Origin of the sequence: Hymenobacter chitinivorans DSM 11115 (assembly GCF_002797555.1) — a bacterium.
GTDB classification, from domain to species: domain Bacteria; phylum Bacteroidota; class Bacteroidia; order Cytophagales; family Hymenobacteraceae; genus Hymenobacter; species Hymenobacter chitinivorans.
The window spans coordinates 1,078,414-1,099,839 of record NZ_PGFA01000001.1 but is presented as its reverse complement, the minus strand read 5'-3'; the positions used below and the strand labels follow the sequence as shown (position 1 = coordinate 1,099,839).

General features: G+C 62.2%; 14 protein-coding genes. 4 read left to right on the top strand and 10 right to left on the bottom strand.

Annotated features, from left to right (window positions below; genetic code table 11):
• Window position 1 precedes the first annotated feature (1 nt).
• Entirely contained in the window at window positions 2-1,102 is a 1,101-nt protein-coding gene (locus tag CLV45_RS04630; RefSeq protein ID WP_245882643.1) for a DNA polymerase beta superfamily protein, read from the top strand.
• Between the two features lie 206 nt (window positions 1,103-1,308).
• On the opposite strand, the gene CLV45_RS24810 is transcribed toward CLV45_RS04630, so the two are convergent.
• From CLV45_RS24810 to CLV45_RS04600, 6 genes are all read right to left on the bottom strand, one after another.
• On the bottom strand, window positions 1,309-1,995 hold the full coding sequence (locus CLV45_RS24810; RefSeq protein ID WP_157807292.1) for a toxin-antitoxin system YwqK family antitoxin: 687 nt from the start codon (window positions 1,993-1,995) through the stop codon (window positions 1,309-1,311).
• Between the two features lie 124 nt (window positions 1,996-2,119).
• Entirely contained in the window at window positions 2,120-2,728 is a 609-nt protein-coding gene (locus CLV45_RS04620; protein ID WP_100335217.1) for a helix-turn-helix domain-containing protein, read from the bottom strand.
• A 228-nt stretch (window positions 2,729-2,956) separates the two neighbouring features.
• Window positions 2,957-3,274 carry a hypothetical protein gene (locus CLV45_RS04615; protein WP_100335216.1) on the bottom strand — a complete coding sequence of 106 codons (318 nt, stop codon included), beginning with the start codon at window positions 3,272-3,274 and terminating at the stop codon, window positions 2,957-2,959.
• Window positions 3,275-3,527: 253 nt separating this feature from the next.
• Window positions 3,528-4,967 (bottom strand): TolC family protein, encoded by a 1,440-nt coding sequence (locus tag CLV45_RS04610; protein ID WP_100335215.1) that lies wholly within the window; start codon window positions 4,965-4,967, stop codon window positions 3,528-3,530.
• Window positions 4,960-8,151: an efflux RND transporter permease subunit gene (locus CLV45_RS04605; protein ID WP_100335214.1), complete on the bottom strand. Its 3,192-nt coding sequence runs from the start codon at window positions 8,149-8,151 to the stop codon at window positions 4,960-4,962. The genes CLV45_RS04610 and CLV45_RS04605 overlap by 8 nt, the downstream gene beginning before the upstream one ends.
• A gap of 84 nt (window positions 8,152-8,235) precedes the next feature.
• Window positions 8,236-9,324 carry an efflux RND transporter periplasmic adaptor subunit gene (locus CLV45_RS04600; RefSeq protein WP_100335213.1) on the bottom strand — a complete coding sequence of 363 codons (1,089 nt, stop codon included), beginning with the start codon at window positions 9,322-9,324 and terminating at the stop codon, window positions 8,236-8,238.
• 572 nt (window positions 9,325-9,896) lie between these two features.
• Here CLV45_RS04600 and CLV45_RS04595 point away from each other — a divergent pair.
• Window positions 9,897-12,722, top strand: coding sequence for a PAS domain S-box protein (locus CLV45_RS04595; protein WP_100335212.1), 2,826 nt, complete (start codon window positions 9,897-9,899; stop codon window positions 12,720-12,722).
• A gap of 67 nt (window positions 12,723-12,789) precedes the next feature.
• Here the strand turns inward: CLV45_RS04595 and CLV45_RS25435 are convergent, their stop codons facing one another.
• Both CLV45_RS25435 and CLV45_RS04585 read right to left on the bottom strand, forming a co-directional pair.
• Complete coding sequence (locus CLV45_RS25435; RefSeq protein WP_100335211.1) at window positions 12,790-16,410, bottom strand: ABC transporter permease/M1 family aminopeptidase; 3,621 nt, start codon at window positions 16,408-16,410, stop codon at window positions 12,790-12,792.
• On the bottom strand, window positions 16,407-17,360 hold the full coding sequence (locus CLV45_RS04585) for an ABC transporter ATP-binding protein (RefSeq protein WP_394338476.1): 954 nt from the start codon (window positions 17,358-17,360) through the stop codon (window positions 16,407-16,409). The genes CLV45_RS25435 and CLV45_RS04585 overlap by 4 nt, the downstream gene beginning before the upstream one ends.
• A 240-nt stretch (window positions 17,361-17,600) precedes the next feature.
• On the opposite strand from CLV45_RS04585, the gene CLV45_RS04580 reads away from it, so the two are divergent.
• Together CLV45_RS04580 and CLV45_RS04575 are read left to right on the top strand one after the other, a co-directional pair.
• Entirely contained in the window at window positions 17,601-18,623 is a 1,023-nt protein-coding gene (locus CLV45_RS04580) for a sensor histidine kinase (RefSeq protein ID WP_100335210.1), read from the top strand.
• Complete coding sequence (locus CLV45_RS04575) at window positions 18,592-19,314, top strand: LytR/AlgR family response regulator transcription factor (RefSeq protein ID WP_100335209.1); 723 nt, start codon at window positions 18,592-18,594, stop codon at window positions 19,312-19,314. The genes CLV45_RS04580 and CLV45_RS04575 overlap by 32 nt, the downstream gene beginning before the upstream one ends.
• A gap of 78 nt (window positions 19,315-19,392) precedes the next feature.
• Here the strand turns inward: CLV45_RS04575 and CLV45_RS04570 are convergent, their stop codons facing one another.
• The gene (locus tag CLV45_RS04570) at window positions 19,393-20,181 is read right to left on the bottom strand and encodes an MBL fold metallo-hydrolase (protein WP_100335208.1); all 789 of its coding nucleotides are present in this window, start codon (window positions 20,179-20,181) and stop codon (window positions 19,393-19,395) included.
• Window positions 20,182-20,383: 202 nt separating this feature from the next.
• Complete coding sequence (locus CLV45_RS04565; protein ID WP_170061808.1) at window positions 20,384-21,259, bottom strand: LysR family transcriptional regulator; 876 nt, start codon at window positions 21,257-21,259, stop codon at window positions 20,384-20,386.
• Window positions 21,260-21,426: the final 167 nt, after the last annotated feature.

The window sequence follows — 21,426 nt, the reverse complement described above, 5'->3', positions numbered from 1 at the left end:
TATGACTCCGAGCGACACCAGCCTGAGCATCGACTACCTGCGCCAGCACGGGCTTATCCTCTTCGAAGCCGTGAGCGGCAGCCGGGCCTACGGCACCGATTTACCCCACTCCGACACCGATTTGAAGGGCGTCTTCGTGTTGCCCGAGGCCCTGTACTACGGCCTGGACTACGTGCCGCAGGTGGCCAACCCGACCAACGACGAGGTGTTTTACGAGCTGCGTCGGTTCGTGGAGCTGCTGCTCAAAAATAACCCCACGGCCCTGGAAATCCTGGGCACGCCCACCGACTGCGTCCGGTTTGAGCACCCGCTGTTCCGGGCGTTTCGGCCCGCCCAGTTTCTATCCAAGCTCTGCCGCCAAACCTTTGCCGAGTACGCCGTAGCCCAGATTCGCAAAGCCAAGGGGCTCAATAAGAAAATCAACAACCCCGAGCCGCCGGCCCGTAAGTCGGTGCTGGATTTCTGCTACGTGACGGTGGGCGCCGGGGCCCTGCCGGCCGACAAGTGGCTAGCTCGCCAAGGCTACACGGCCGAGCAGTGCGGGCTGGCCAACGTGCCCCACCTGACGGATCTGTACGCCCTGTTCGTGGATCCGGCCGCCGTGCCCACGCTCGGTTACCGGGGCTTGGTCAAGGACGCGGAAACCTCCAACGACGTGCTGCTCTCGGCTGTGCCCAAAGGCGAAGTGCCGGAGGCGTATTTGTCGTTCAACCGCAACGGCTACTCCACTTACTGCCGCGTGTACAAGGAATACTGGGACTGGGTGGGCCGCCGCAACGTGGAGCGCTACGAAAACACGGTGCAGCACGGCAAAAACTACGACGCCAAAAACATGCTCCACGTGTTTCGGCTGCTGCGCACGGCCCTCGAAATTGCTACTACCGGCCAGCTCCACGTGCGCCGCCCCGACCGGGACTTTCTGCTCCAAATCCGCCGCGGCGAGTTTGAGTACGAGGCCCTGGTAGCCGAGGCCGAAACCCTGGTGCAGCAGGTCGAAGCCGCCTTTGCCGCCTCCACCCTGCCCGAGGCCCCCGACAAGCAACTGGCCGTGGACCTGCTGATTCAGACCCGCCGGCAATTCTACGCTGGGCAAGCCGGCTAGCGTGGTTACTGGTAAATATAAAAGCCCCGTTCAAACCCATATCTTCCCAAGAGCCAGGAGTTCAGGAAACTCATCCCAATGCTGCATTTTCTGAACTTTGCAAGGTGAACTAGTTTCTTGAACTCACTCTGGGCCGTAGGGATACTTTGCCACGCCAGTAAACGTGCATGAGCAGAAGTCCAGGAAAAGGAGCGAATTAATAGTGGCTATTGCTTACCACCCAAGCTCCCTCCCATGATGGCGGGGCCTAAGTAGGTACCGGAAGGAACGAAATCTACGGCCTCCGAGCGTTTGAGGCGGCCCGCTTTGTCATAGGTGAGCCGGGTCATCACCCGGTCCCCAGCAGCATTAGGCACTTCTTCGTTTACCAATTGCCCCTCTTTGGTATAGGCGGACACCTTAGACGCTAGGTTGCCTTGGTGGTACTGCGCCTGCACCTTCAGCGCCCCGGTGGGGTAGAATACGGCATACCGCCCTTCGAGCTTGCCGTTCTGGAACGTGGCTTGAATGGATTTCGCACCCTGGTAATAAAAGACCCAGGGCCCGTCCAACACGCCGTTTACGTAGCCGATTTCCCGCTCTAGGCGCCCTTGTTTATCGTAGGATTTATACAAGCCATGGGGCCGGCCCGCCAGAAAGGTCATCTCACGGTCTACACGCCCTGAGGGGAAATAAATAACCCAGGGGCCCTCTAGTACTCCGTTGACCCGCGTGTAGGATTCCAGCAGCCGGCCGTTTTCGTAATAGCGCCGCACCTGCCCGGGGAGCGTGTCGGCCGGTGCTTGACAATACCGACGCAACGCTGGCTTTCCGACGGCAGCCGCGTGGTGAGCTCCTGAAAGGAACCCAAGGAGGAAAAGCCCGCAGAACAGGTGCCGACAGCAATTGGCCATACTCAATTATAAAGATTGTTCACGAAAACGGTCGTTTCATTAAAATAGGATTGGTGCCGGGCCCTGGGCTATGCCTTCCGTTGTTGAGAAGTCACCACTAATTACGAACGAACAGGCCCGGCACCTACGCGGAAGGCAGCAGGGCCAGCGTGGCGCGCAGGCCGGCCACGCGGGCGGCCAGCAGGCGGCCGGCGGTGGCCGTCGCTACCGGGTCGGGGTCGGCCCAGGCCAGGTCAGCCGTCAGCTCGTCGAGCCAGCGGGCGTAGTGGGCGGCCTCGGTGGGGTCGGGAGGCGGGCTGATGGCCCGCAACAGGGCCAGCCCCCGGCGGCGGTGGGCCAGGGCGGCGGCCTGCCGCTGCAACAGAGCCAGCTGCTGCCCCAGCGTGAGCAGCTGCAGCCGGTAGCGCCGCCAGGGCTGGCGCAGGCTTTCGGCAGTGGCTGGTCCCGGTGGCGGTAGCACGGCGGGGTCGGGGGCGGGCAGGGCCGCCAGCGGGTCGAAAGGAGCGGGCGGCTCGGGTGCCGCTGGCGGGCCCTGCCCTAAGGGAGGGGGCAGCACGGGCGTGAGCCGCAGCAGACGCGGGGCCAGAGCCGGCGAGAGGCCCCGCCGCCCCGCTTCCAGGTGCGACACCAGCCCCGCCGACACGCCCAGGTAGCGGGCCAGCTGCCGCACCGTCAGCCCGAAGTGCGCCCGGACGGCGGCGGTGAGGCTCAGCAAGGGTTCGGGAGCAGGCATATAAGCAGGGACAAGGGATAGGGAAGCAGGCTGAAAGAAGGTTAGGCTTGAAACCCTCGAAAAGCCGTTGCCCAGTACTATCCCTAGGTAGACAAGTCCGGTCAATTTAGCAAGTTTGTCTACGTAACCGCGTAGACAGACTTGCTAAATTGACCGGACTTGTCTACGCATCTACGTAGACAAGAAGCATAAAAGTAAGACGTTTGTCTACGCACCTAATTCAGGCGGCTACGCTCTAACTCGCCGCGTTGATGGCTGGGCCACGCCCCGGCGGCGGGCCAGCAGTACGGCGCGGTTTTGCTGCTGGGCCAGGCGCTGCCCGTACTGCAGCAGCAGCTGCTGGCGGGCGTCGCGCAGGCGCTGGCGCAGGGGCTCAGCGGCGGGAGTGGTAGCGCCGGGCAGCTCGGTATCCTGGAGCAGCGGGTCGGGGGCCGGCAGGGGGGCCAGCGTGTCGTAGGTGGCCGATTCGGGCAGTTCGGGGGGCGCCGGCGGACCCTGGCCCAGGGGCGGGGGGCAGCAGCCCGCAACTACACGCGCTTGGCGCAACAGGCACCCTAAAGCGACACCCTAGCCACCCGTGAAGCAACTACCCTGAGTTCTGCAACAGCCACCACCGTTTACGTTAAAATGAGCAATACTTGCGACTAACCCAATTACAGTTTCCGTTTTACCAGAGGCCACCAACAATACTAAAAAAGCGTTCCGGCCATAAGCCGGAACGCTTTAGAAAATTTGGGTAAGGACCAGGCCCTAGCTAGGCCGGGGCTTTTTAGCGAATTACAGAAAGCGGGGGCGCGGGTTACTTCCAGCCGCCGCCCAGGGCCCGGTACACGTTCACCGTGGCGTTGAGTTGCTGCATCTTGGTTTCGACCAGGTCGAACTTCGATTCCAGGGCGTCGCGCTGGGTGAAGAGCACCTCGGTGTAGTCGGCGCGGGCCGAGCTGAAGAGGCTGTTCGATATCGTGCTCGACTCGTTCAGGGCCTGTACTTCCTTGGCCTTCTCACTGTAGGTTTTCTCCAGGTTGCTGATGTTGGCCAGCTGGTTGGCTACCTCGATGTAGGCGTTGAGCACCGTCCGCTCGTAGTTGTACACGGCCTGGGTCTGGCGGGCGTTAGCACTGTAGTACAGGGCTTTAATACCGTTCTTGTTGATGAGCGGGGCGGCAATATCCCCGGCCACCGACAGCAGTACCGACTCGGGTAGCGTGGCCAGCAAGCCGGGCTGGAAGGCCGCCGAGCCCACCGCGCCGGTGATGCGTAGCGAGGGGTAAAAATTGGCCCGGGCCACCTGCACGTCCAGCTTGGCGGCCACCAGGTTTTGCTCGGCCTGGCGCACGTCGGGGCGGTTTTGCAGCAGCTGGGCGGGCACCCCACCCTGAATGGCTTTCGGCACCAGGTCGTTGAAGGTGGCGTCGTTGCGCACAATGGGCTGGGGGTAGCGGCCCACCAGGAAGTTGATGCGGTTTTCGGTTTCCGTGATGCGCTGCTGAATCAGGAACTGCTTGGCTTGGGTGTTGTGCACCTGGGCTTCGAAGCGGCGCACGGCCAGCTCGGTTACCCGGGCCGCGTCCTTTTGCAGGCGCACGGCCTTCAGGGCGTTGCCCTGAATCTGCAGGTTCTGCTGGATAATGGCCAGCTGGTTGTCCAGAGCCAGCAACTCGTAGTACGAGTTGGCAATTTCGGCAATCAGGTTGGTCACCGTGAAGTTTTTGCCCTCCACCGAGGCCAGGTAGCGCGCGGCGGCGGCCTTTTTGGCGTTGCGCAGCTTGTGCCAGATATCCACTTCCCAGCTGGCGTAGGCGCCCACCTGGAAGTCGGTCAGCGGGTCGGGGGTGCGGCGCTCGGGCTTGATGTCCACGTTTTCCTCCGTGGCCCCGGGCAGGGTGTAACGGGCCGCTTTTTCGACGCCGGCCGCCGCGCCCAGGCCCACCGTGGGCAGGTATTCGCCCTTGCGGGCCCGGATTTCCTGGCGGGCAATTTCGATTTCCTGGAGCGTGATGTTCAGCTCCTGGTTGCGCTGCAGGGCCGTATCAATCAGGGCCGTCAGGTTGGGGTCGGTGAAAAACTCCTTCCACGTTACCCGGGCTATGTTGTTGGTCGAGTCGGCGGCGGCGCCGGTGAAAGTGGCGGGGACGGTGCGGTTCTCGTTTTTCTGCACCAGGGTGGGCGTTTTGCAGGCGCCCATGGCCAGGGCTAGGCAAGCTGCGCTCAGGCTTTGATAAATGCGTTTCTTAAGCATGAGTCTCAACTTCTTCTTCAACTATAACGCGGGGTTCAAACTCCGACAGGGGATTTTCGTTCTCGTCGCCAATGAGGCGGCGGCCGGCGGCCAGGGTGCCGAAAATGTAGTACAGGCCCGGCACGATGATGACGCCGAACACGGTGCCGAACAGCATGCCGCCCAGGGCCGAGGTACCGATGGTGCGGTTGCCGATGGCGCCGGCACCGGTGGCCAGCACCAGCGGAATCAGGCCGGCAATGAAGGCGAAGGACGTCATCAGAATGGGGCGGAAACGCACTTTGGCGCCTTCAATGGCCGCGTCGCGCACACTCATGCCCTCCTCGTGCTTCTGCACCGCGAATTCCACAATCAGCACGGCGTTCTTACCCAGCAAACCTACCAGCATCACTAAGCCTACCTGGGCGTAGATGTTGTTGGCCAGGCCCAGGGTTTTGATTAGCAAAAAGGAGCCGAAAATACCCGCGGGCAAGGACAGAATAACGGCCAGCGGCAGCAGGAAGCTTTCGTACTGGGCCGCCAGCACCAGGTACACGAAGGCCAGCACCACGAGGAAGATGTAGATGGCCTCGTTGCCGCGGCTCACCTCGTCTTTCGATAGGCCGCCCCAGTCGATGTCGTAGCCGCGGGGCAGGGTTTTGGCCGCCACTTCCTGCACCGCCTTGAGGGCCTCACCCGAGCTGTAGCCCGGGGCCGCGTCGCCGCGGATGGAGGCCGTGGGGTACATGTTGTAGCGGTTGATTTCGTTGGCACCCTGGCCCTTCACGATTTTCATGAAAGCCGAAAACGGCACCATCTCGCCCTTGTCGTTTTTCACCCACATGTCCAGGATGTCCTTGGGCAGACGGCGGTACTCGGGCGAGGCCTGCACGAACACCTTGAAGAAGCGCTGGTACTTGATAAAGCCCAGCTCGTAGGTCGAGCCCACCATGATGCTCAGCGTGTTCATGGCGTTGCCGATGCTCACGCCCTTCTGCATGGCCAGCTGGTTGTCGATCTGCAGCTCGTACTGCGGATAGTTGGCCGAGAAGAAGGTAAACAGCCCGGCCAGCTCCTTGCGCTTTTTGAGCTCGGCCATGAAGTCCTCGTTGACTTTTTCCAGCGCCTTATAGTCGCCGGTGCTGGTTTTGTCGAGCAACTGGAGCTGGAAACCACCCGCGGCGCCGTAGCCCGGTACTGCCGGCGGCTCGAAGAACTCGATGGTCGCGCCGGGAATTTCCTTGGCCTTTTTCTCCAGATTCTCCACGATGTCGTGGATGGATTCCTTGCGTTCCGACCAAGGCTTGAGGTTAATGAGCAGCGTACCGGCGTTGGAGCCCCGGCCCTCGGTCAGGACTTCGTAACCGGCCAGCGAGGAAATGCTCTCGATGCCGGGCACTTTCTCGGCCAGGGCCGAGAGCTGCTGCGACAGGGCGTTGGTGCGTTCCAGCGTCGAGCCGGGCGGGGTCTGGATAATGGCGTAGAGCATGCCCTGGTCCTCGGCCGGAATAAAGCCCGTGGGCAGCGTGGACGAGATGCCGAAGATGCCCACCCCGAAGGCAATCAGAATGGCGAAGGTGAACACGCGGCGGTCCACGACTTTCTCCAGGAAGGTGGTGTAGCGGCCGGTCAGGCGCTCGAAGCCGCGGTTAAACCAGTCGATGAAGCGGTTGATGGGCGTCTTTTTGCGGGGCTGGCCGTGGGTGTTCTTCAGAATCATGGCGCAGAGCACCGGCGTCAGCGTCAGAGCCACGATACCGGAAATAACGATGGACGAGGCCATTGTAATCGAGAACTGCCGGTAGAAAATACCCACCGGGCCGCTCATGAAGGCCACGGGCACGAATACGGCCGTCATCAGGATGGTAATGGCAATGATGGCGCCGCTGATTTCCCCGACTACTTCGCGCACCGCGCCGTAGGGCGAGAGGTGCTTTTCCTCCATCTTGGCGTGCACCGCTTCTACCACTACAATGGCGTCGTCGACGACAATACCGATGGCCAGCACCAGGGCAAAGAGCGTAATCATGTTGATGGTCATCCCGAAGGCCTGCATGGCAATGAAGGCCCCGACCAGAGACACCGGCACGGCAATAATGGGAATCAGCGTGGAGCGCCAGTCGCCCAGGAAGAGGAACACCACCAGGGCCACCAGGATAAAGGCGTCGCGCAGGGTGTGAATGACGTTTTCGGTGGAGGCGTCGAGGAAGTTCGACACGTCGTAGCTGATCTTGTAGTCCATGCCGGGCGGCATGGTTTTCTTCAGCTCTTCCAGCTTGGCCTTCACGCTCTTGATGACGTCGGAGGCGTTGGAGCCGTAGGTTTGCTTGAGCATGATGGCCGCCGAGGGGTAGCCGTCCAGGTTGGAGTAGATGTCGTAGAATTCCGAGCCCAGCTCCACGTTGGCCACGTCCTTGAGGCGGAGCGTCTCGCCGTTGGCGTTGGCCTTGATGATGACGTTCTTATACTCCTCCACGTCGTTGAAGCGGCCTTTGTAGGTCAGCACGTACTCCAAAGCCGAGGCTTCTTTGCCATCCGAGCGGCCAATCCGGCCCGGGGAGCCAATCACGCTCTGGTCGTTGAGGGCTTCCATCACGTCGTCGACGGACAGGTTGTAGGCCCGCATCCGGTCGGGCTTGAGCCACACCCGCATGGCGTACTGCCGGCTACCCAGGATGCTGGCCCGGCCGATACCGTCGATGCGCTGAATCTCGGGCAGCATGTTGACCCCGGCAAAGTTGAAGAGGTACCGCATGTCGGTATTCTTGTCCTTGCTGTAGAGGTTGACGTACATGAGCATGTTGGGCACCACCCGGTTTACCACCACCCCTTCGCGCTGCACCAGCACCGGCAGACGGTTCAGGATCTGGGCAATGCGGGTGTTGACGTTTACCACCGCCTGCTCGGGGTCGGTGCCCAGCTTGAAGACGATCTGAATGTTGGCTTCCCCGGCCGAAACGGCGTCGGAAGTCATGTATTTCATGCCCGGCACGCCGTTGATGGCCTGCTCGAGCGGGATGAGCACCGATTCGGTCAGCACCTTGGCGCTGGCACCCGGATAGGCCGTGCTCACCATTACCATGGGCGGCGAAATCTCCGGGAATTGGGACGTAGGCAGGGTATTAATGGCCAGAATACCCAGGAACATGATGACCACCGATATGACGATGGCAAAGACGGGCCGGCGAAGGAATCTACTAAACATAGCTGATGAGTTTAGTTGTCCGTTGCTGGTTGTCAGTTGTTAGGGTAAAAACCGCCCTAACAACTGACAACCAACAACTAACAACTATTCTGAATACACTTTCAGGTGCGAAATGACCGACTTGGGCTCCTGGTAGGTGAAGCTGATTTTGTCGCCGTCCTTCACTTTGCGGATGCCTTCGAGCATGATTTTGTCGCCCGGTTTCAGGCCCGCGGAGATGATGTAGAGGTCGGGCATTTCGGAGGCCACCGTGACTTCGGTCTGGTGCACCACGTTGTTCTTATCCACGACGTACATGAATTTCTTTTCCAGTACCTCGAAGGTGGCTTTCTGGGGCACAATCAGGGCGTTTTTCAGGGGCACGGTCATCAGTACCGAGCCGGTTTCGCCGTTGCGCAGCAGGCCTTTGGGGTTGGGGAAAGTGGCCCGGAAGGCAATGTTGCCGGTTTCGTTGTTGAAGTCGGCTTCGATGGTTTGCACAATGCCGGGGTAGTCGAACACCTCGTTGTTGGCCATGCGCAGCTTCACGTGCGGGGCGTCGTTGGCCTGGGCGTGGGCCCGGTAGGCTAGGTATTCAGCCTCGGGCACGTTGTAGTACACCCACATCTTGCTGTTGTCGGAGAGCGTAGTCAGCAGGTCGCCTTCATCGACCAAGCTCCCGAGCCGGGCCTGGAAGTGGTCCATAATACCGCTGAACGGGGCCCGGATGGTGGTAAAGCCCAGGTGAGTCTGGGCCAGGGCTACTTCGGCCTTGGCTTTTTCAAGCTTGGCCTGGGACAAGGCCAACTCGTTGGGCGACACGATGTTGCCATCGGCCAGCTTCTTGGTATTCAGGTACTCGATGTTCACGAACTTGGCCTCGGCCTCGGCTTTTTTCAGCTCGGCCTGGTAGAGCAGGGGCATGATCTGGAACATGAGCTGCCCATTTTTTACCTGCTGACCTTCATCCACGAAGATCTTCTGCAGGTAGCCTTTTTCCAGGGCCCGCACCTCAATGTGCTGGAAGGCGTGAATCTGGGCCACGTACTCCTTGGTGATGGTCGTGTCTTTTTGCAGAGGACTAGTGACCAGGAATTTAACTTGCTCTTCCTTCTCCTTTTCTTCTTTCGAGCAGCTTGTAGTGCTATACAAGACACCCAAGCTCATGGCCATGAGCAGGAACGTTCTTTTCATAAATACCGTGACAGGCAGTTGGTGATTCGAGGTAAGGGAATTAGGTCGGCAGAGCGGCGTGCGGCCCGTGGGCAGCAAAGAATTAGAACTCAATTTCAAGCGGTTAGCCCAACGACCTTTTCGTTGAGTAGCACAAAGCACTTGACTCGACATGAAGTCGATATGAAGCCAAACTTTATTTTCGCTTCAGCAGGGCTCTTTTTCCGCCGATTTTGGCGGCCCTCGGCGGCCTAAAAGTGGCTGGCTGAGCCGTTGCCGGACCGGGCTTTTTGGCGGTATTCTGCTGGCTCCAGCATCGGCCCAGCCGCATTTTCCCGGGGTGTCGCGGGCTCGGGGTTCATCCTGCACGCCGGTTGTTTCGTTTACTGTGGGTGGCTCCGCTCCTACTCAAGGGCGGCCGCTCATTTTCCCTAGCAATTCACGCCCTTGGTCATGCCGACTGTACTGCTCCATGCTCCGCTGTAAATCAGACGAATTGCCCGGGGCGGCTGGGACTTTTCTGCTTCGTCAGCGGGAATCTGGCGTCACCGCGTGCGGTGGAGGCGTATATTCACGGTTCACTTCGCGCCCCCATGCCCGCTGACTCCCCGTTCCAGGCCTTCGACCTGTTTCCCACCGAAGCGTTGCTGCCGACTCTGCTCGACCTGGCCACGAACGGCATCGTGCTCTGCACACCCATTTATGCCCCGGCGGGCACCCTGGCCGACCTGGCCCTGACCTACCTCAACCCCGCGGCGCAGCGCCTGCTGCGGCTGCCGGCGCAGCCGTCGGGCACCTTCACCCAGCTCTTTGCCGACGGCCGCCCGAACGGCAGCTGGCCGGCGCTGCACCACGCGCTACAAACCGGGGAGCCGGGTCATTTTGCCGTAATTCATGCTCTTGAGGGCACTCCGCACCACCTGCACGTCATCAGTCAGCGCGTGGGAGGCGGCTTGCTGCTCAGCTTCACCGAGGCTGCCCAGCCGCCCGAGGGGTGTGACCCGAAGCTCGGGACCGAAGCGGCCTTGCGCGACAGTGAAGCCCGGTACCGCACCCTTTTTGAGAGCATCGACCAAGGCTTCTGCCTGATTGAGGTGCTGTTTGAGGGCGCGCAGCACCCCGTGGATTACCGTTTTTTGGAAGTTAACCCCGCCTTTGAGCGGCAAACCGGCCTGCAGGAGGCCGTCGGGCGCACCATGCGGGAATTGGAGCCCCTGCACGAGCAGCACTGGTTCGACATTTACGGCCAGGTAGCGCTCAGCGGCCAGCCGGTGCGCTTCGAGCAGCGCGCCGAGCAGCTGCACCGCTGGTACGACGTCTACGCCTTCCGGGTGGGCGAGCCGGAACGGCACCAGGTGGCCATCCTGTTCAGCGACATTTCCCAGCGGCGGCAGGCCGAAGAGGCGCTGCGCCAGCGCGAGCAGCAGCAAGCTTTTCTGCTGCGGCTCAGCGACCAGCTGCGTCCCCTGGCCGACCCGGCCCATATTCAGTACCAGGCCGCCTGCGCCCTGGGCCAGTACCTGGGCGCCAGCCGGGTGGGCTACGCCGAAGACCAGGGCGACCAGGCCCACCTCGTCGTCACGTGCAACTACACCCAGCCGGGCGTGCCCAGCATCGAGGGGCGCTACCTCTACGACGACTACGGGCCGGCGCTGCTGCAGGCCTTTACCGCCGGCCGCACCGTCGTCCGCCCCGACATTGCCCACGACCCGACGCTCACCGATCAGGAGAAAGGCGCCTACGCCGCGCTGCAGCTCGGGGCCACCGTCGACGTGCCGCTGCGCAAAGACGGGCAGCTCATTGCGGTATTCTTTATCCACTATGTCCACCCCCACGCCTGGACCGACCACGAGCTGAATTTGCTCGAGGAAACTGCTGAGCGCACCTGGGCGGCCGTAGTGCGGGCCCGCACCGAAGCTGCGTTGCGGGAAAGCGAAGAGCGGTTCCGGGTTATGGCCGACGCCGTGCCGCAGATCGTCTGGATTACCGACGGGGAAGGCCGCACGGAGTTTTTCAACCGGCAGTGGAGCCGCTACACCGGCGTGCCCTACGAGCTGAGTTCGGCCGCCGCGGTGGCTACCGCGTTTGTGCATCCGGCCGATGCAGCCCACACGATGGAAGCTTTCCAGGAAGCGCGCCGCACCGGCACCGTTTTTGAAGTCGAGCACCGAATTCGGGCCGCCGATGGCTCCTACCGCTGGTTTTTGGTGCGGGCCGAGCCTTTTCGGAACCCGTTGAGCGGCCAGATTACCCGTTGGTTTGGCTCTTCCGTCGATATTCACGACCGCAAGCAGGTGGAAGAGGCCCTGCGCCGGAGCCAGGAGCGGCTGCAAAAGGCCCTTTCCATCGACACGGTGGGTATCCTTTTCTTCGACATGCAGGGCTGTATTCACGACAGCAACCCGGCCTTTGAGCGCATGAGCGGCTACGCCCACGCCCGGCTGGCCAGCAGCCAGGTGTATCTGGACACGCTCACGACGCCGGAGTTTAGTGCCGTTACCCGCCAGTCGCTGCAGGAGCTGCGCAGCACCGGCGAGAGTACGCCCCTGGAGAAGCAGTACCGGCGCCCCGACGGTACCCACTGGTGGGGCTTGTCGGCGGGCAAGCGCCTGAGCGAAACCGAATGCGTCAAGTTTGTCCTCGATATTACGGAAGCCAAGCGGGCCGAAGCCGCGCTCCGGCATTCGGAGCAGGAGCTGCAGCGCTTCAACAAGCAGCTCACGCGCACCAACCAGGATTTGGACAACTTCGTGTACGCCGCCTCCCACGACCTCAAGCAGCCCGTCAACAACCTGAGCGGCTTGTTTGAGGAGCTCTACCGCAGCATCCGGTTTCTTGATCCGGAAGAAGAGCAGGTACTGGTGCCCCTGATTCAGCAGGCGCTGCAGCAGCTGGGCAGCACCATCGACGACCTGGCCGCGCTGGGGCAAGCGCAGCAGGCCGGCCAAGCCCCCGCCGAAACCGTGGCACTGGTGGAGCTGACGGAGGAGGTGCTAACGCTGCTGGAGCCCCAGATGCGGGCCGCCCGGGCCCGCATCACCACCGACTTTGCAGCCTACCCCACCGTCACTTTTCCGCGGGTCAATCTGCGCACGGTGCTGCTCAATCTGGTGAGCAACTCCCTGAAGTACGCCGACCCGCAACGCCCGGCCCGGATTCACATTTCGGTCTGGGTGGACGACGGGCTGCCGGTACTGGTGGTGGAAGACAACGGCCTGGGCTTCGACGCCAACAAGTACGGCGAGGAGCTGTTCCACCTATTTCGCCGCCTGCACCAGCACACGGCCGGCTCCGGAGTCGGGCTGTACCTGGTCAACCGCATCGTGCAGGCCAACGGGGGCCGGATCGAGGTCGACAGCCAGGAAGGGGCCGGCGCCACATTCCGGGTGTGGCTGGGTCGGCTGCAGCCCGGGCAGTAAGCAACTCATTGAGAGCAGGATGCGGCAAGCAAGTTTCGGCTTGCAAGAATGGAAGTACGGGCCTGATTTACTCTTCTGACTGCACCACGGCGTAGTTATCGGTTTGCTTCCAGTCAATCAGCAACTGGCGCGGGTCAACGCCCACGGTAGCGGGCCGGCCGGGCAGGGCCAGCGTAATGGTCTGCCGCCCGGATTTGAGGCGGTGCTTTTGCCGGTAGAGCAGCTTACCGAGCTTCTCTCCGGCTTTGGCGGGCGCAAAAACGCCGATTTCCACCCAGTCCCGCATGGGCCGCTTCGTTTCGGTGCCGGCACTGTCCACGACTAGCTTGCGGGCCCGCAGGGTGAGCGTGACCTGCCATTTGCCCGCTCTGAGTTGTTTGGCGGTGGCATTGTCGGCGGCGAGGTCCCAGAAAGTATTGGCTGCGAACAGGTCGTGGAGCAGCGGCTGGACCGAGTCGGGCGCGGCCGCCTGCAGCTCCCGGTAGAGGTCCAACGACGTAGGCCGGGGCAGCGTGCCGGGGCGGTGTTTGGCCAGCAGCTGCCGGAGTGCCCCGTTGACCCGGTTTCGGCCCATATACTGATTCAGCGCGTACAGCGCCAGGGGGCCTTTGCGGTAGTTCTGGTACCAGTCGTCGGCCCGCAGCAGCGGCAGCGCAGCGCGGGTGCGCGGAACTTTGTTTTCTTCCCGCAGAAAATCTAAGAGCCGCCGCATGTGTTCCGGTCCGTATTGCTCCTCCAGCACGCCCAGGGCCGAATACCAGGCCAGGCTTTCGGTAATCAGGCCCGCGCCCTCCACGTAAGCGGGTTTGAGCTGGTTGCCCCACCACTGGTGTGCCACTTCGTGGGCCACCACGGCCGTTACTAAGTCAAAACCCCGCTTATCGGCCTTGGGATTCAACAGGAAAAAGCCTTCCTCCGCCGTAATGTCGATGGGCGCGGCGTGGTGGCCGAAGTCGTAGCTGGGATGGGCCACGAAGCGGAGCTGCCGGTGCGGATAAGGCCCAAACTGCCGGGTGTAGTAGTCCAGCGACGCCTGAGCGCTCCGGATCATGCGCGCGGGGTTTTGCGGCAAGCCCGGCGGATAGAAAATCTGGATGGCAACCTCCGGCCCCGGCCCGGCCGCCGGGTTGCGCCACTTACCTTCCTGCCCCGCGTAGTAGGCCGAGAAAATGGTGTATTCATTGCGAATGGGGGCCTCCGTGGCGTAGTGAAAGTAGCGGCGGCCGGCGTGGGTCCAGGTCCGGCGCAGGGTGCCCGGTGCTACTACCTGCTGGCCCGCCACCGTCCCCACCGTAGCTGCAAAGCGGATTTGCTCGGGAAACGGGGCGTAGCGGCGCGCCGCCTCGTCGTAGACCGAGGCCGTGGCGGGCCGGGGGGCCAGGCCATACGCTTGGCGGGCACCGGCCTCGTCCAGCTCCCGGTAGGGTTCGTACCCAATAACGGGCAGCCACTCGATGTTCCGGAAGCTGCTGCTTTTTTCAGTTATCTGGGCATCGGCGCCGCCGTTGGCAAAGCCTTGCGCTTTGTAGCTCACCCGAAAGCGCAGGCGCAGCGAATCCCCAGGCAATAGGGGTTTTGATAGGGTATAAATGCGGTGGCCCAGCGGCTCGTCGACCAGGGCTACCTGGGCAGGCTGGTGGAAGTGAATGGCGGTGGTTTCCACGCCCGCCCCCGTTCCCAGGTGCACCGAGTCGATGGGTACCCGGGTGTTGTTGACCAGCAGATACGTGCCCTGGATGTCCACTTTCCGCTGCTTGGGATACATTTCCACCAGCAGGTTTACCCCCGTCAGCACGGGCTGGGGCACGTTCCGGTAGCGGCGGTAGCGCTGTTCGTAGGCCGCCCGGCGCGCGGTTGCCGCGGAGGCGCTGGTGTACTCATGCAGCACGTTGGTATTATAGAAAATAAAGCCGCCGGTTGCCAAGACGCCGCCCGCTGCCGCCGCGGCTACCCAGGCCACCAAGCCCGTGAAGCGCCGCCGGGCCAGCTGCAGCCGGGCCGCCACGCTACTCTCCCGGCCCCGGCCCCAGAACAGCACCGCCACCACGGCCAGCACCAGCGCCCACGCCGCCCAGTAGCCCTTAAACCACAGCCAGGGCGCCAGCGTGGGCCCAAAGCCGGCTAGGTCGGTATACGTCCAGGGCGGACTGGCGCCGTATACCAGTAGCTTGTGCTCAACGCCCAGGCTAGGTGCAAAGGTAATGCCTGCGTAGGCCAGCAGCGCCACCAAGTGCCCCACAAACTTCTGATTTACCAGCACGTGCACGCAGAGAACCAGCAAGGCAAAAAGCAGGCAATCAACCAACTGCAGCCCGAAAAGAATTTGCAGGTACAGTCCGATTTCGGGAACAGCGCCGCCGATGGCCGCCTGCGCCATCAGGCCGGCCGTCAGCAGCAGCGCCAGCCACAGCACCAGCACTAGGGCCAGGGCCAGAAACCGACTCAGGAAGAGCACCCATTCCGGCACCGGCGCCGCGTTGGCAATGTCGCTCAGGCCGGCCTCCCGCTCCCGCCACACCAGCTCCCCGGCGTAGAAAATGGTAAGCAGGGCAATGAGGGGCCAGAAACGCTCCAGCTGCGCCAACGGCGCGGTCAGATAGTCCAGCACAAAGTCGGTACGGGGCAGCAGGGGCACGCCCCGGCCTTCCAGATTAGCGGGAATGGTCAGCCCCACGAGCAGGGCCAGCACGCCTAGCAGCGGCAAGCCGGCCTTGCTTCGGGCCAGTTGCCGGAAGGCTTGCCCGGTGAGCAGGCGCAGCTGCCGCAGCTGAGTGGCCGGGCCAAATGCGCCCCGGGCCGGTGGCAACGCAACCCCGCTGCTCCAACTCAGGCTTACCCGGGCCGGGGCAACTGGTTGTGGCAGTTGGCTGGGTTTCGGTGGTCGGGCGGTTTCGGGTAAAACAAACTGAAACCGGAAATACGTAAACGCCAACAGCCCCAGTGAAATGCCGAGCCACAGCAGACGGTTGGCAAGAAAAGGCCCTTCCAGCAGCATTAAGCGGCTATTCTTCTCCAATGGACTCCAGTCGTTGTCCATATGGCTTAGCACCGGACCCAAGCTCATCGGGTCGGCCAGATTTCCCCATTTGGCTCCTTGCTCCAGCAGCGGCCAGCAGAGGTAGGCGGCCGCAAACAGGGCTGCCCCGGCCAGATAACTGGTCAGGGCCCGGCGACTCAGCGTGGCCAGCGAGAACTGAACAGCCGTGGCGAAAAAGGCGTTGGGCAGCGCGATAAAGCCAAAAGCCGTCAGGTAGGCGGCCAGCCGGAATGGCCCGAGCAGCTCGGTTTCGATTCCGGCCCCGTACAGGGCCAGCAGCAGGCCCCCTGGAATGGCCAGCAGCACGAGCACGCTGAGGGCAAAGGCGGCCAGAAACCGCCCGCCCAGGTAAGCGGCCTTGCTGGCCGGAGCAACGTAGGTAAGCATCTGCATCCGCGTCTGCACGTCGCGGGTGCCCGCCTCGCCCGCCACGGAGGCGCCAATCAGCAGCCACTTCACGCTGCAGATAGCCGTAACGGCTGCCAGCACGATAGGCGCGTTGAGCAAGAAATACCCGTCGCGCGCATCGTCGGCATAATTGGCCACGACAATCAGAAAAGTCAGCGCCAGCAACGCGCCGAAATACAGCCAGGTAGTGACCCGGCGCAGCTGGTAGCGAAACTCCAGCGCAAAAATCCGTCGGAACTTCATGGCCCTACCTCCTCCCTCTCCAGCGGCTGCCTAGCCCGGCCAACGCAGCCCGTCAGGGCGCTGAAATACACGTCCTCCAGGTCGGGCTCCACCGGTTCGAACCCCGGGCCGGGCCGGTCGGGGCTGTACACGTGGATTAGGGTGCGGCCGCTGAGCAGCTTGGCCGAAATAATCTGGTGCTCCCGTTCCAGGGCGGGCAGGGTGTGTTTATCAATCAGCTGGCGCCAGACGTGGCCCTGGAGGGCGGCCACGGCGGCCGGGGGCTGGGCTTCGAGCAGAATCCGGCCCTGGTTGATAATGGCCATGGTGGTGCACAATTCCGCCACGTCGGCCACAATGTGGGTGGAGAGAATTACTACGCTGTTTTCGCCCAATTCACTGAGCAGATTAAGAAAGCGCACCCGCTCGGCCGGATCCAGGCCCGCCGTGGGCTCGTCCACTATTAGCAACTGGGGGTTGCCGAGCAGGGCCACGGCCACGCCAAAGCGCTGACGCATGCCGCCGGAATAACCGCCCAGCTTCTGCCGGCGCTTGTCCCAGAGGTTGGTTTGCCTAAGCAAGGCCTCGGTGGTGGCGCGGCGCACGGCCCGGTTGGTCAGGCCCTTGAGCACGGCAAAGTAGTCGAGCAGCTCCTCGGCGCGGGCGTTCGGATACACCCCAAACTCCTGGGGCAGGTAGCCCAGCGTTTGCCGCACGGCTTCTTTCTGGTGCACCACGTCGATGCCGCCCAGCAACAGCTGTCCGGTATCGGGTTCCTGCAGCGTGGCCAGGGTACGCATCAGCGTTGATTTGCCCGCGCCGTTGGGGCCCAGCAGCCCGTACATGCCCGGCGGAATGGTTAGCGACACATTAGTCAGCGCCTGCACGCCGTTTGCGTAGCGTTTCGAGACGTTGCGGATGCTCAGGCCCAGCGGCGGCTGGGCCTGACTATTGATTTGGCTGCGGTTCATCTTCGGAAACGAGACAAGCCCCGCACCTGACCGGATGCGTACTTGCTCGATGGTAGGCCGAAGCAATGGTTACCGACTTGAAAGCCGAAACCCGATATGCTACTGGGCAGAATTACTCGACCAAGCCAGTCGTTGCGGCCACCAACACCCTGGCGGGCTCGATTTCAGGACTCGTAGATCAGGACTGGCAGCTGGTCGAAACCGTGGCTTCGCCAGGGCTGGAAAACGCAACTTTGCGCAATGGAGCGAATCAAAAAAATCTTCCGGCTGGTTCACCTCTCCCTCTGGGTCTTACTCACTTTTCTGGTGGCCTTCCAGCTGGGCAGTGAAGGTGACACCCACTGGCGGAGCACCACCGCGGGGTTTATTGCCACTTGCTTGTACGTCTTTTACGCGCACTTCCACGTCCTGACGCAGTATACCGGCAAACGGAGCGACGGGGGCTATTGGCTCCGGCTGGCCGGAATTGTGCTCACCGGGCCTCTGCCTTTTATGCTGTTCTACCACAAAGAACCGGATATTGGGTACTATGGCATGCACCTGTTTTCGGTCGTCCTCTTTGTCTTCCTGAGCTGGCTGGCCCGGGTCACCGAGAATCTGGTGCTGAATACCATCCGGAAAGAGCAGCTGGAAAAACAGGCCGCGGAGGCCGAACTGCATTATCTAAAGTCGCAGATCAACCCGCACTTTCTCTTTAACACCCTCAACAACATCCATACGCTGGTTTACAAACAAGCGCCGGCCGCGCCGGAAGCCGTGATGCAGCTGGCCTCCCTGATGCGCTACATGATTTATGAGTCGAATGCGGCCACGGTGCCGCTCAGCCGGGAGCTGGACTACGTGCGGGATTATGTAAGCTTGCAGCAGCTTCGCTACAAGCCCAGTCCGGTGCTGGATTTGCACATAACCGGCAACCCCGAAGCCTGCTCCGTGGCTCCTTTGCTGTTTATTCACCTGCTGGAAAATGCCTACAAGCACAGTCCCGCCCGGCTGGAGCCCGGCGCCCTGCGGGTAGAAGTGCAAGTCCAAGCCGATACCCTGGTTTTCCGCGTGCAGAACCCCGTAGCGCGAAAACCGGCCAACCCGCTGGAAGAACCCGGGGGCATCGGGCTGCCCAACGTCCGCAAACGACTGGCGCTGCTGTACCCTGGCCAGCATACGCTGGCCATTCACGACTCCGGCCTAATTTTTACCGTCACGCTTACCCTCCACGGACTTCACTCCCCGGCTCATGAAAGACAAGCTCACCTGCTACATCATTGAGGACGAGCATCTGGCCCAGGAAATGCTGGAGGAATACATCCGCAAAGTTCCCTTCCTCGAGCTGCGCGGCACCTACACCAGCCCCCTGGAGGCCGCCGCTCAGCTACGGGCCGATAAGCCCGACCTGCTGTTTCTGGACATCAACCTGCCGGATGTGGATGGGCTCAGCTTTATTCCGATGCTCAATCCTAAGCCCCTGATTATCCTCACCACGGCCTACGACCAGTACGCGCTGCGGGCCTACGACCTGGAAGTGAAGGACTACCTGCTCAAGCCCTTCACCTTCGAGCGGTTCTACAAAGGCGTCTTACGACTCTACCAGGAGCAGAGCCGGCCGCCGGCGCCGAAGGCTGAAAAAGAGGCTCCAAAGCCCGGGCCGGAGTATATTTTCCTCAAGGTGGGTCACCGCATTCAGAAGGTGGCTATCCGGGATATTCTCTTTGTGGAGGGCATGAAAGACTATTTACGGATTCATACCCGGGACGAGAAAATCCTGACGCTGCTCAGCTTTGCCCGGCTGGAAGAGCTGCTGCCCACCCAGGATTTTGCCCGCGTGCACCGCTCCTTCCTCGTGGCCCTCGACAAAATTGACCACATCGAGAAAAACCGGATTCAGATTGCCGACCAGCTCATTCCCATCAGTGACACCTACGCCGAGGCTTTTTATAGAATGCTGAAGGGGTTGCAGTAAGCCGAGCGTAACTGGCTTTACCGCAACCCCTTCATTATCAACAAGCCCGGGCCGGGTTAGCACACCCCGGCGGCGGGCTTACTGGCCCGCGGCGTACCAGTTGCGCAGCCGGACATCAATTTTCTTGTTGGCCGCGTTTACCGTTTTCTTGAAGGTTTCCACGTCGCTCAGGCCGTTCTGCCCCCGGTAGTGGTAGGGGTACACGATGCCCGGTTTGAAGGCCAGCACGCCCTGGGCCGCTTGGTTCACGTCCATGGTGTAGGGCAGGTTCATGCACACGAAGGCCACGTCGATACCCTTCAGGGCGCGCATTTCGGCAATGTCCTCGGTGTCGCCGGACAGGTACACGTTTTTGCCGCCCAGGTTCAGCACGTAGCCATTGCCCCGGCCCTTGGTGTGCATGGCGTCGGGGGCTTCGGGCAGGTTGTACATCGGAATGGCCGACACCTGCATGCCCAGCGTATCGAGCCGCTGCCCGTTGCCCAGCACCCGGACCTGCGCTTTGTACTCGGCCGGCAGCTTATCGGCCACGGCCTGGGGCACCACCATCAGGGCCTTGCCCACGGAAAGCCCGACCAGCGTCTTGGGGTCGAGGTGGTCACCGTGAATGTCGGTAATCAGAATGACGTCGGGGGCGGCCAGGCCGGCGTAGGCCGCCGCCCCGCCGTAGGGGTCCACGTAAATAGTCTTCCCGTTCCAGGTAAGCACCACGCTGCCGTGGGTAATGGGCTGCAGCGTCAGCGGGCCTTTTTTGGTGGCAATCTGGTCGGCGGCCACGCGCGCAGGGGCCGCGGCAGGCGCCGTCTGGGCCAGGGCCGGAATAGTCAAAGCGGCCAGAGCGGCCGAGAGCATAAGGGTAGACTTCATCAAGTTGCTGTCTGTCGAGGATGAGGTATGAACGATTTTTTCAGCAGCCTAACTCCCAAAAAGTAGCCGCCACTGAAAAGCTAGACAATAACCCGCTGGCCCCTTACAAGTTTCGGCGCGAGCGGTCCACCTACCCGGCCGGGCCTAGCCGTTTAGCAACGCCCAACCTGCGCAAATCCCCGGCCCGGCTTGCCACGAGGTGCTACTGCGGCGGCTGCGCCCGCGCCTCTTCCAGTAAATGCCGCAGCACGGCCGAGTCGTCCTCGCGCCGCCACACCGAGTACACGGCCGACTGCTGGGGCAGCTCGATAAAGCGCAATCCTGGCAGCGGACTGCTGGCGTACGTCAGGGGCAACACCGATACGCCCAGGCCGGCGGCCACCAGGTGCAGCATTGTAGTGCCAAAATCGGAAGTAACGGTGCCCCGGGGCGCAAACCCGTACTGGCTGAATAGGTCGCGCAAGGTTTGCACGTAAGCCGAAGAGCCTTTCAAATCCGGCAGCACGAAGGACTCGTCGCGCAGGGCTGCCAGGGAGGTAAACGTTTCGGCCTGCGCCCAGTGCTGCTCGGGCACTACCAAGGCCAGCGGCTCCACAAACACGGGCTCCGAAACCAGGGCCGGATTGGTGGCCGGCTCCCGCCAAAAGCCCACGTCTACCTGATACGTCAGCAGCGGGTGCTCGGCCTCAGTGGCGCTGACTTCCAGCAAATCGAGGTGGACCAACGGGTAGCGGGCCGTAAAGCGGGCCAGCAGCCGCGGCAGCCACCCGTAGGCCGCCGCCCCGATGTGACCAATGCGCACACTGCCCACCTCCCCGGTACTCACCTGCCGGGCGTGCCGGTGCACGGCATCCAGCTCCCGCAGCAGCCTGGTCCATTCGGTGCGCAGCAGCTGCCCGGCCGCCGTCAGGCGCACCTGCCGCGGGGTGCGCTCCAGCAGCCGGAAGCCCAGTTCGGCCTCCAGGCGCTGCATGTGCCGGCTGAGCGCCGATTGACTCAGGGGCAGCTGCTCGGCGGTCTGCCAGAAGTGCAGCTTGTCGGCCAGCAGTAGAAAGTAGCGAATCTGGTCCAAGTTCATTGATGCAAGAAACGCATCAACCGGCGCACTATTAGCATTGGAGCGCATAAACTCGCTCCTTAGGTTTGTACCCTGAGTAATGCTGACTGCGGTAACCTATTTTCGTTCGGTAGCAGCTCGCTCTGCGGTCCGGACGCTGCGGCGCTGCCTCTCTCCTTTCCTACGGG

Excerpts from the sequence above, each read along its gene's own strand:
- CLV45_RS04630 (WP_245882643.1), top strand. The coding sequence starts at position 2 with ATGACTCCGAGCGACACCAGCCTGAGCATCGACTACCTGCGCCAGCAC.
- CLV45_RS24810 (WP_157807292.1), bottom strand. The coding sequence starts at position 1,995 with ATGGCCAATTGCTGTCGGCACCTGTTCTGCGGGCTTTTCCTCCTTGGG.
- CLV45_RS04620 (WP_100335217.1), bottom strand. The coding sequence starts at position 2,728 with ATGCCTGCTCCCGAACCCTTGCTGAGCCTCACCGCCGCCGTCCGGGCG.
- CLV45_RS04610 (WP_100335215.1), bottom strand. The coding sequence starts at position 4,967 with ATGCTTAAGAAACGCATTTATCAAAGCCTGAGCGCAGCTTGCCTAGCC.
- CLV45_RS04605 (WP_100335214.1), bottom strand. The coding sequence starts at position 8,151 with ATGTTTAGTAGATTCCTTCGCCGGCCCGTCTTTGCCATCGTCATATCG.
- CLV45_RS04600 (WP_100335213.1), bottom strand. The coding sequence starts at position 9,324 with ATGAAAAGAACGTTCCTGCTCATGGCCATGAGCTTGGGTGTCTTGTAT.
- CLV45_RS04595 (WP_100335212.1), top strand. The coding sequence starts at position 9,897 with ATGCCCGCTGACTCCCCGTTCCAGGCCTTCGACCTGTTTCCCACCGAA.
- CLV45_RS25435 (WP_100335211.1), bottom strand. The coding sequence starts at position 16,410 with ATGAAGTTCCGACGGATTTTTGCGCTGGAGTTTCGCTACCAGCTGCGC.
- CLV45_RS04585 (WP_394338476.1), bottom strand. The coding sequence starts at position 17,360 with ATGAACCGCAGCCAAATCAATAGTCAGGCCCAGCCGCCGCTGGGCCTG.
- CLV45_RS04580 (WP_100335210.1), top strand. The coding sequence starts at position 17,601 with ATGGAGCGAATCAAAAAAATCTTCCGGCTGGTTCACCTCTCCCTCTGG.
- CLV45_RS04575 (WP_100335209.1), top strand. The coding sequence starts at position 18,592 with ATGAAAGACAAGCTCACCTGCTACATCATTGAGGACGAGCATCTGGCC.
- CLV45_RS04570 (WP_100335208.1), bottom strand. The coding sequence starts at position 20,181 with ATGAAGTCTACCCTTATGCTCTCGGCCGCTCTGGCCGCTTTGACTATT.
- CLV45_RS04565 (WP_170061808.1), bottom strand. The coding sequence starts at position 21,259 with ATGAACTTGGACCAGATTCGCTACTTTCTACTGCTGGCCGACAAGCTG.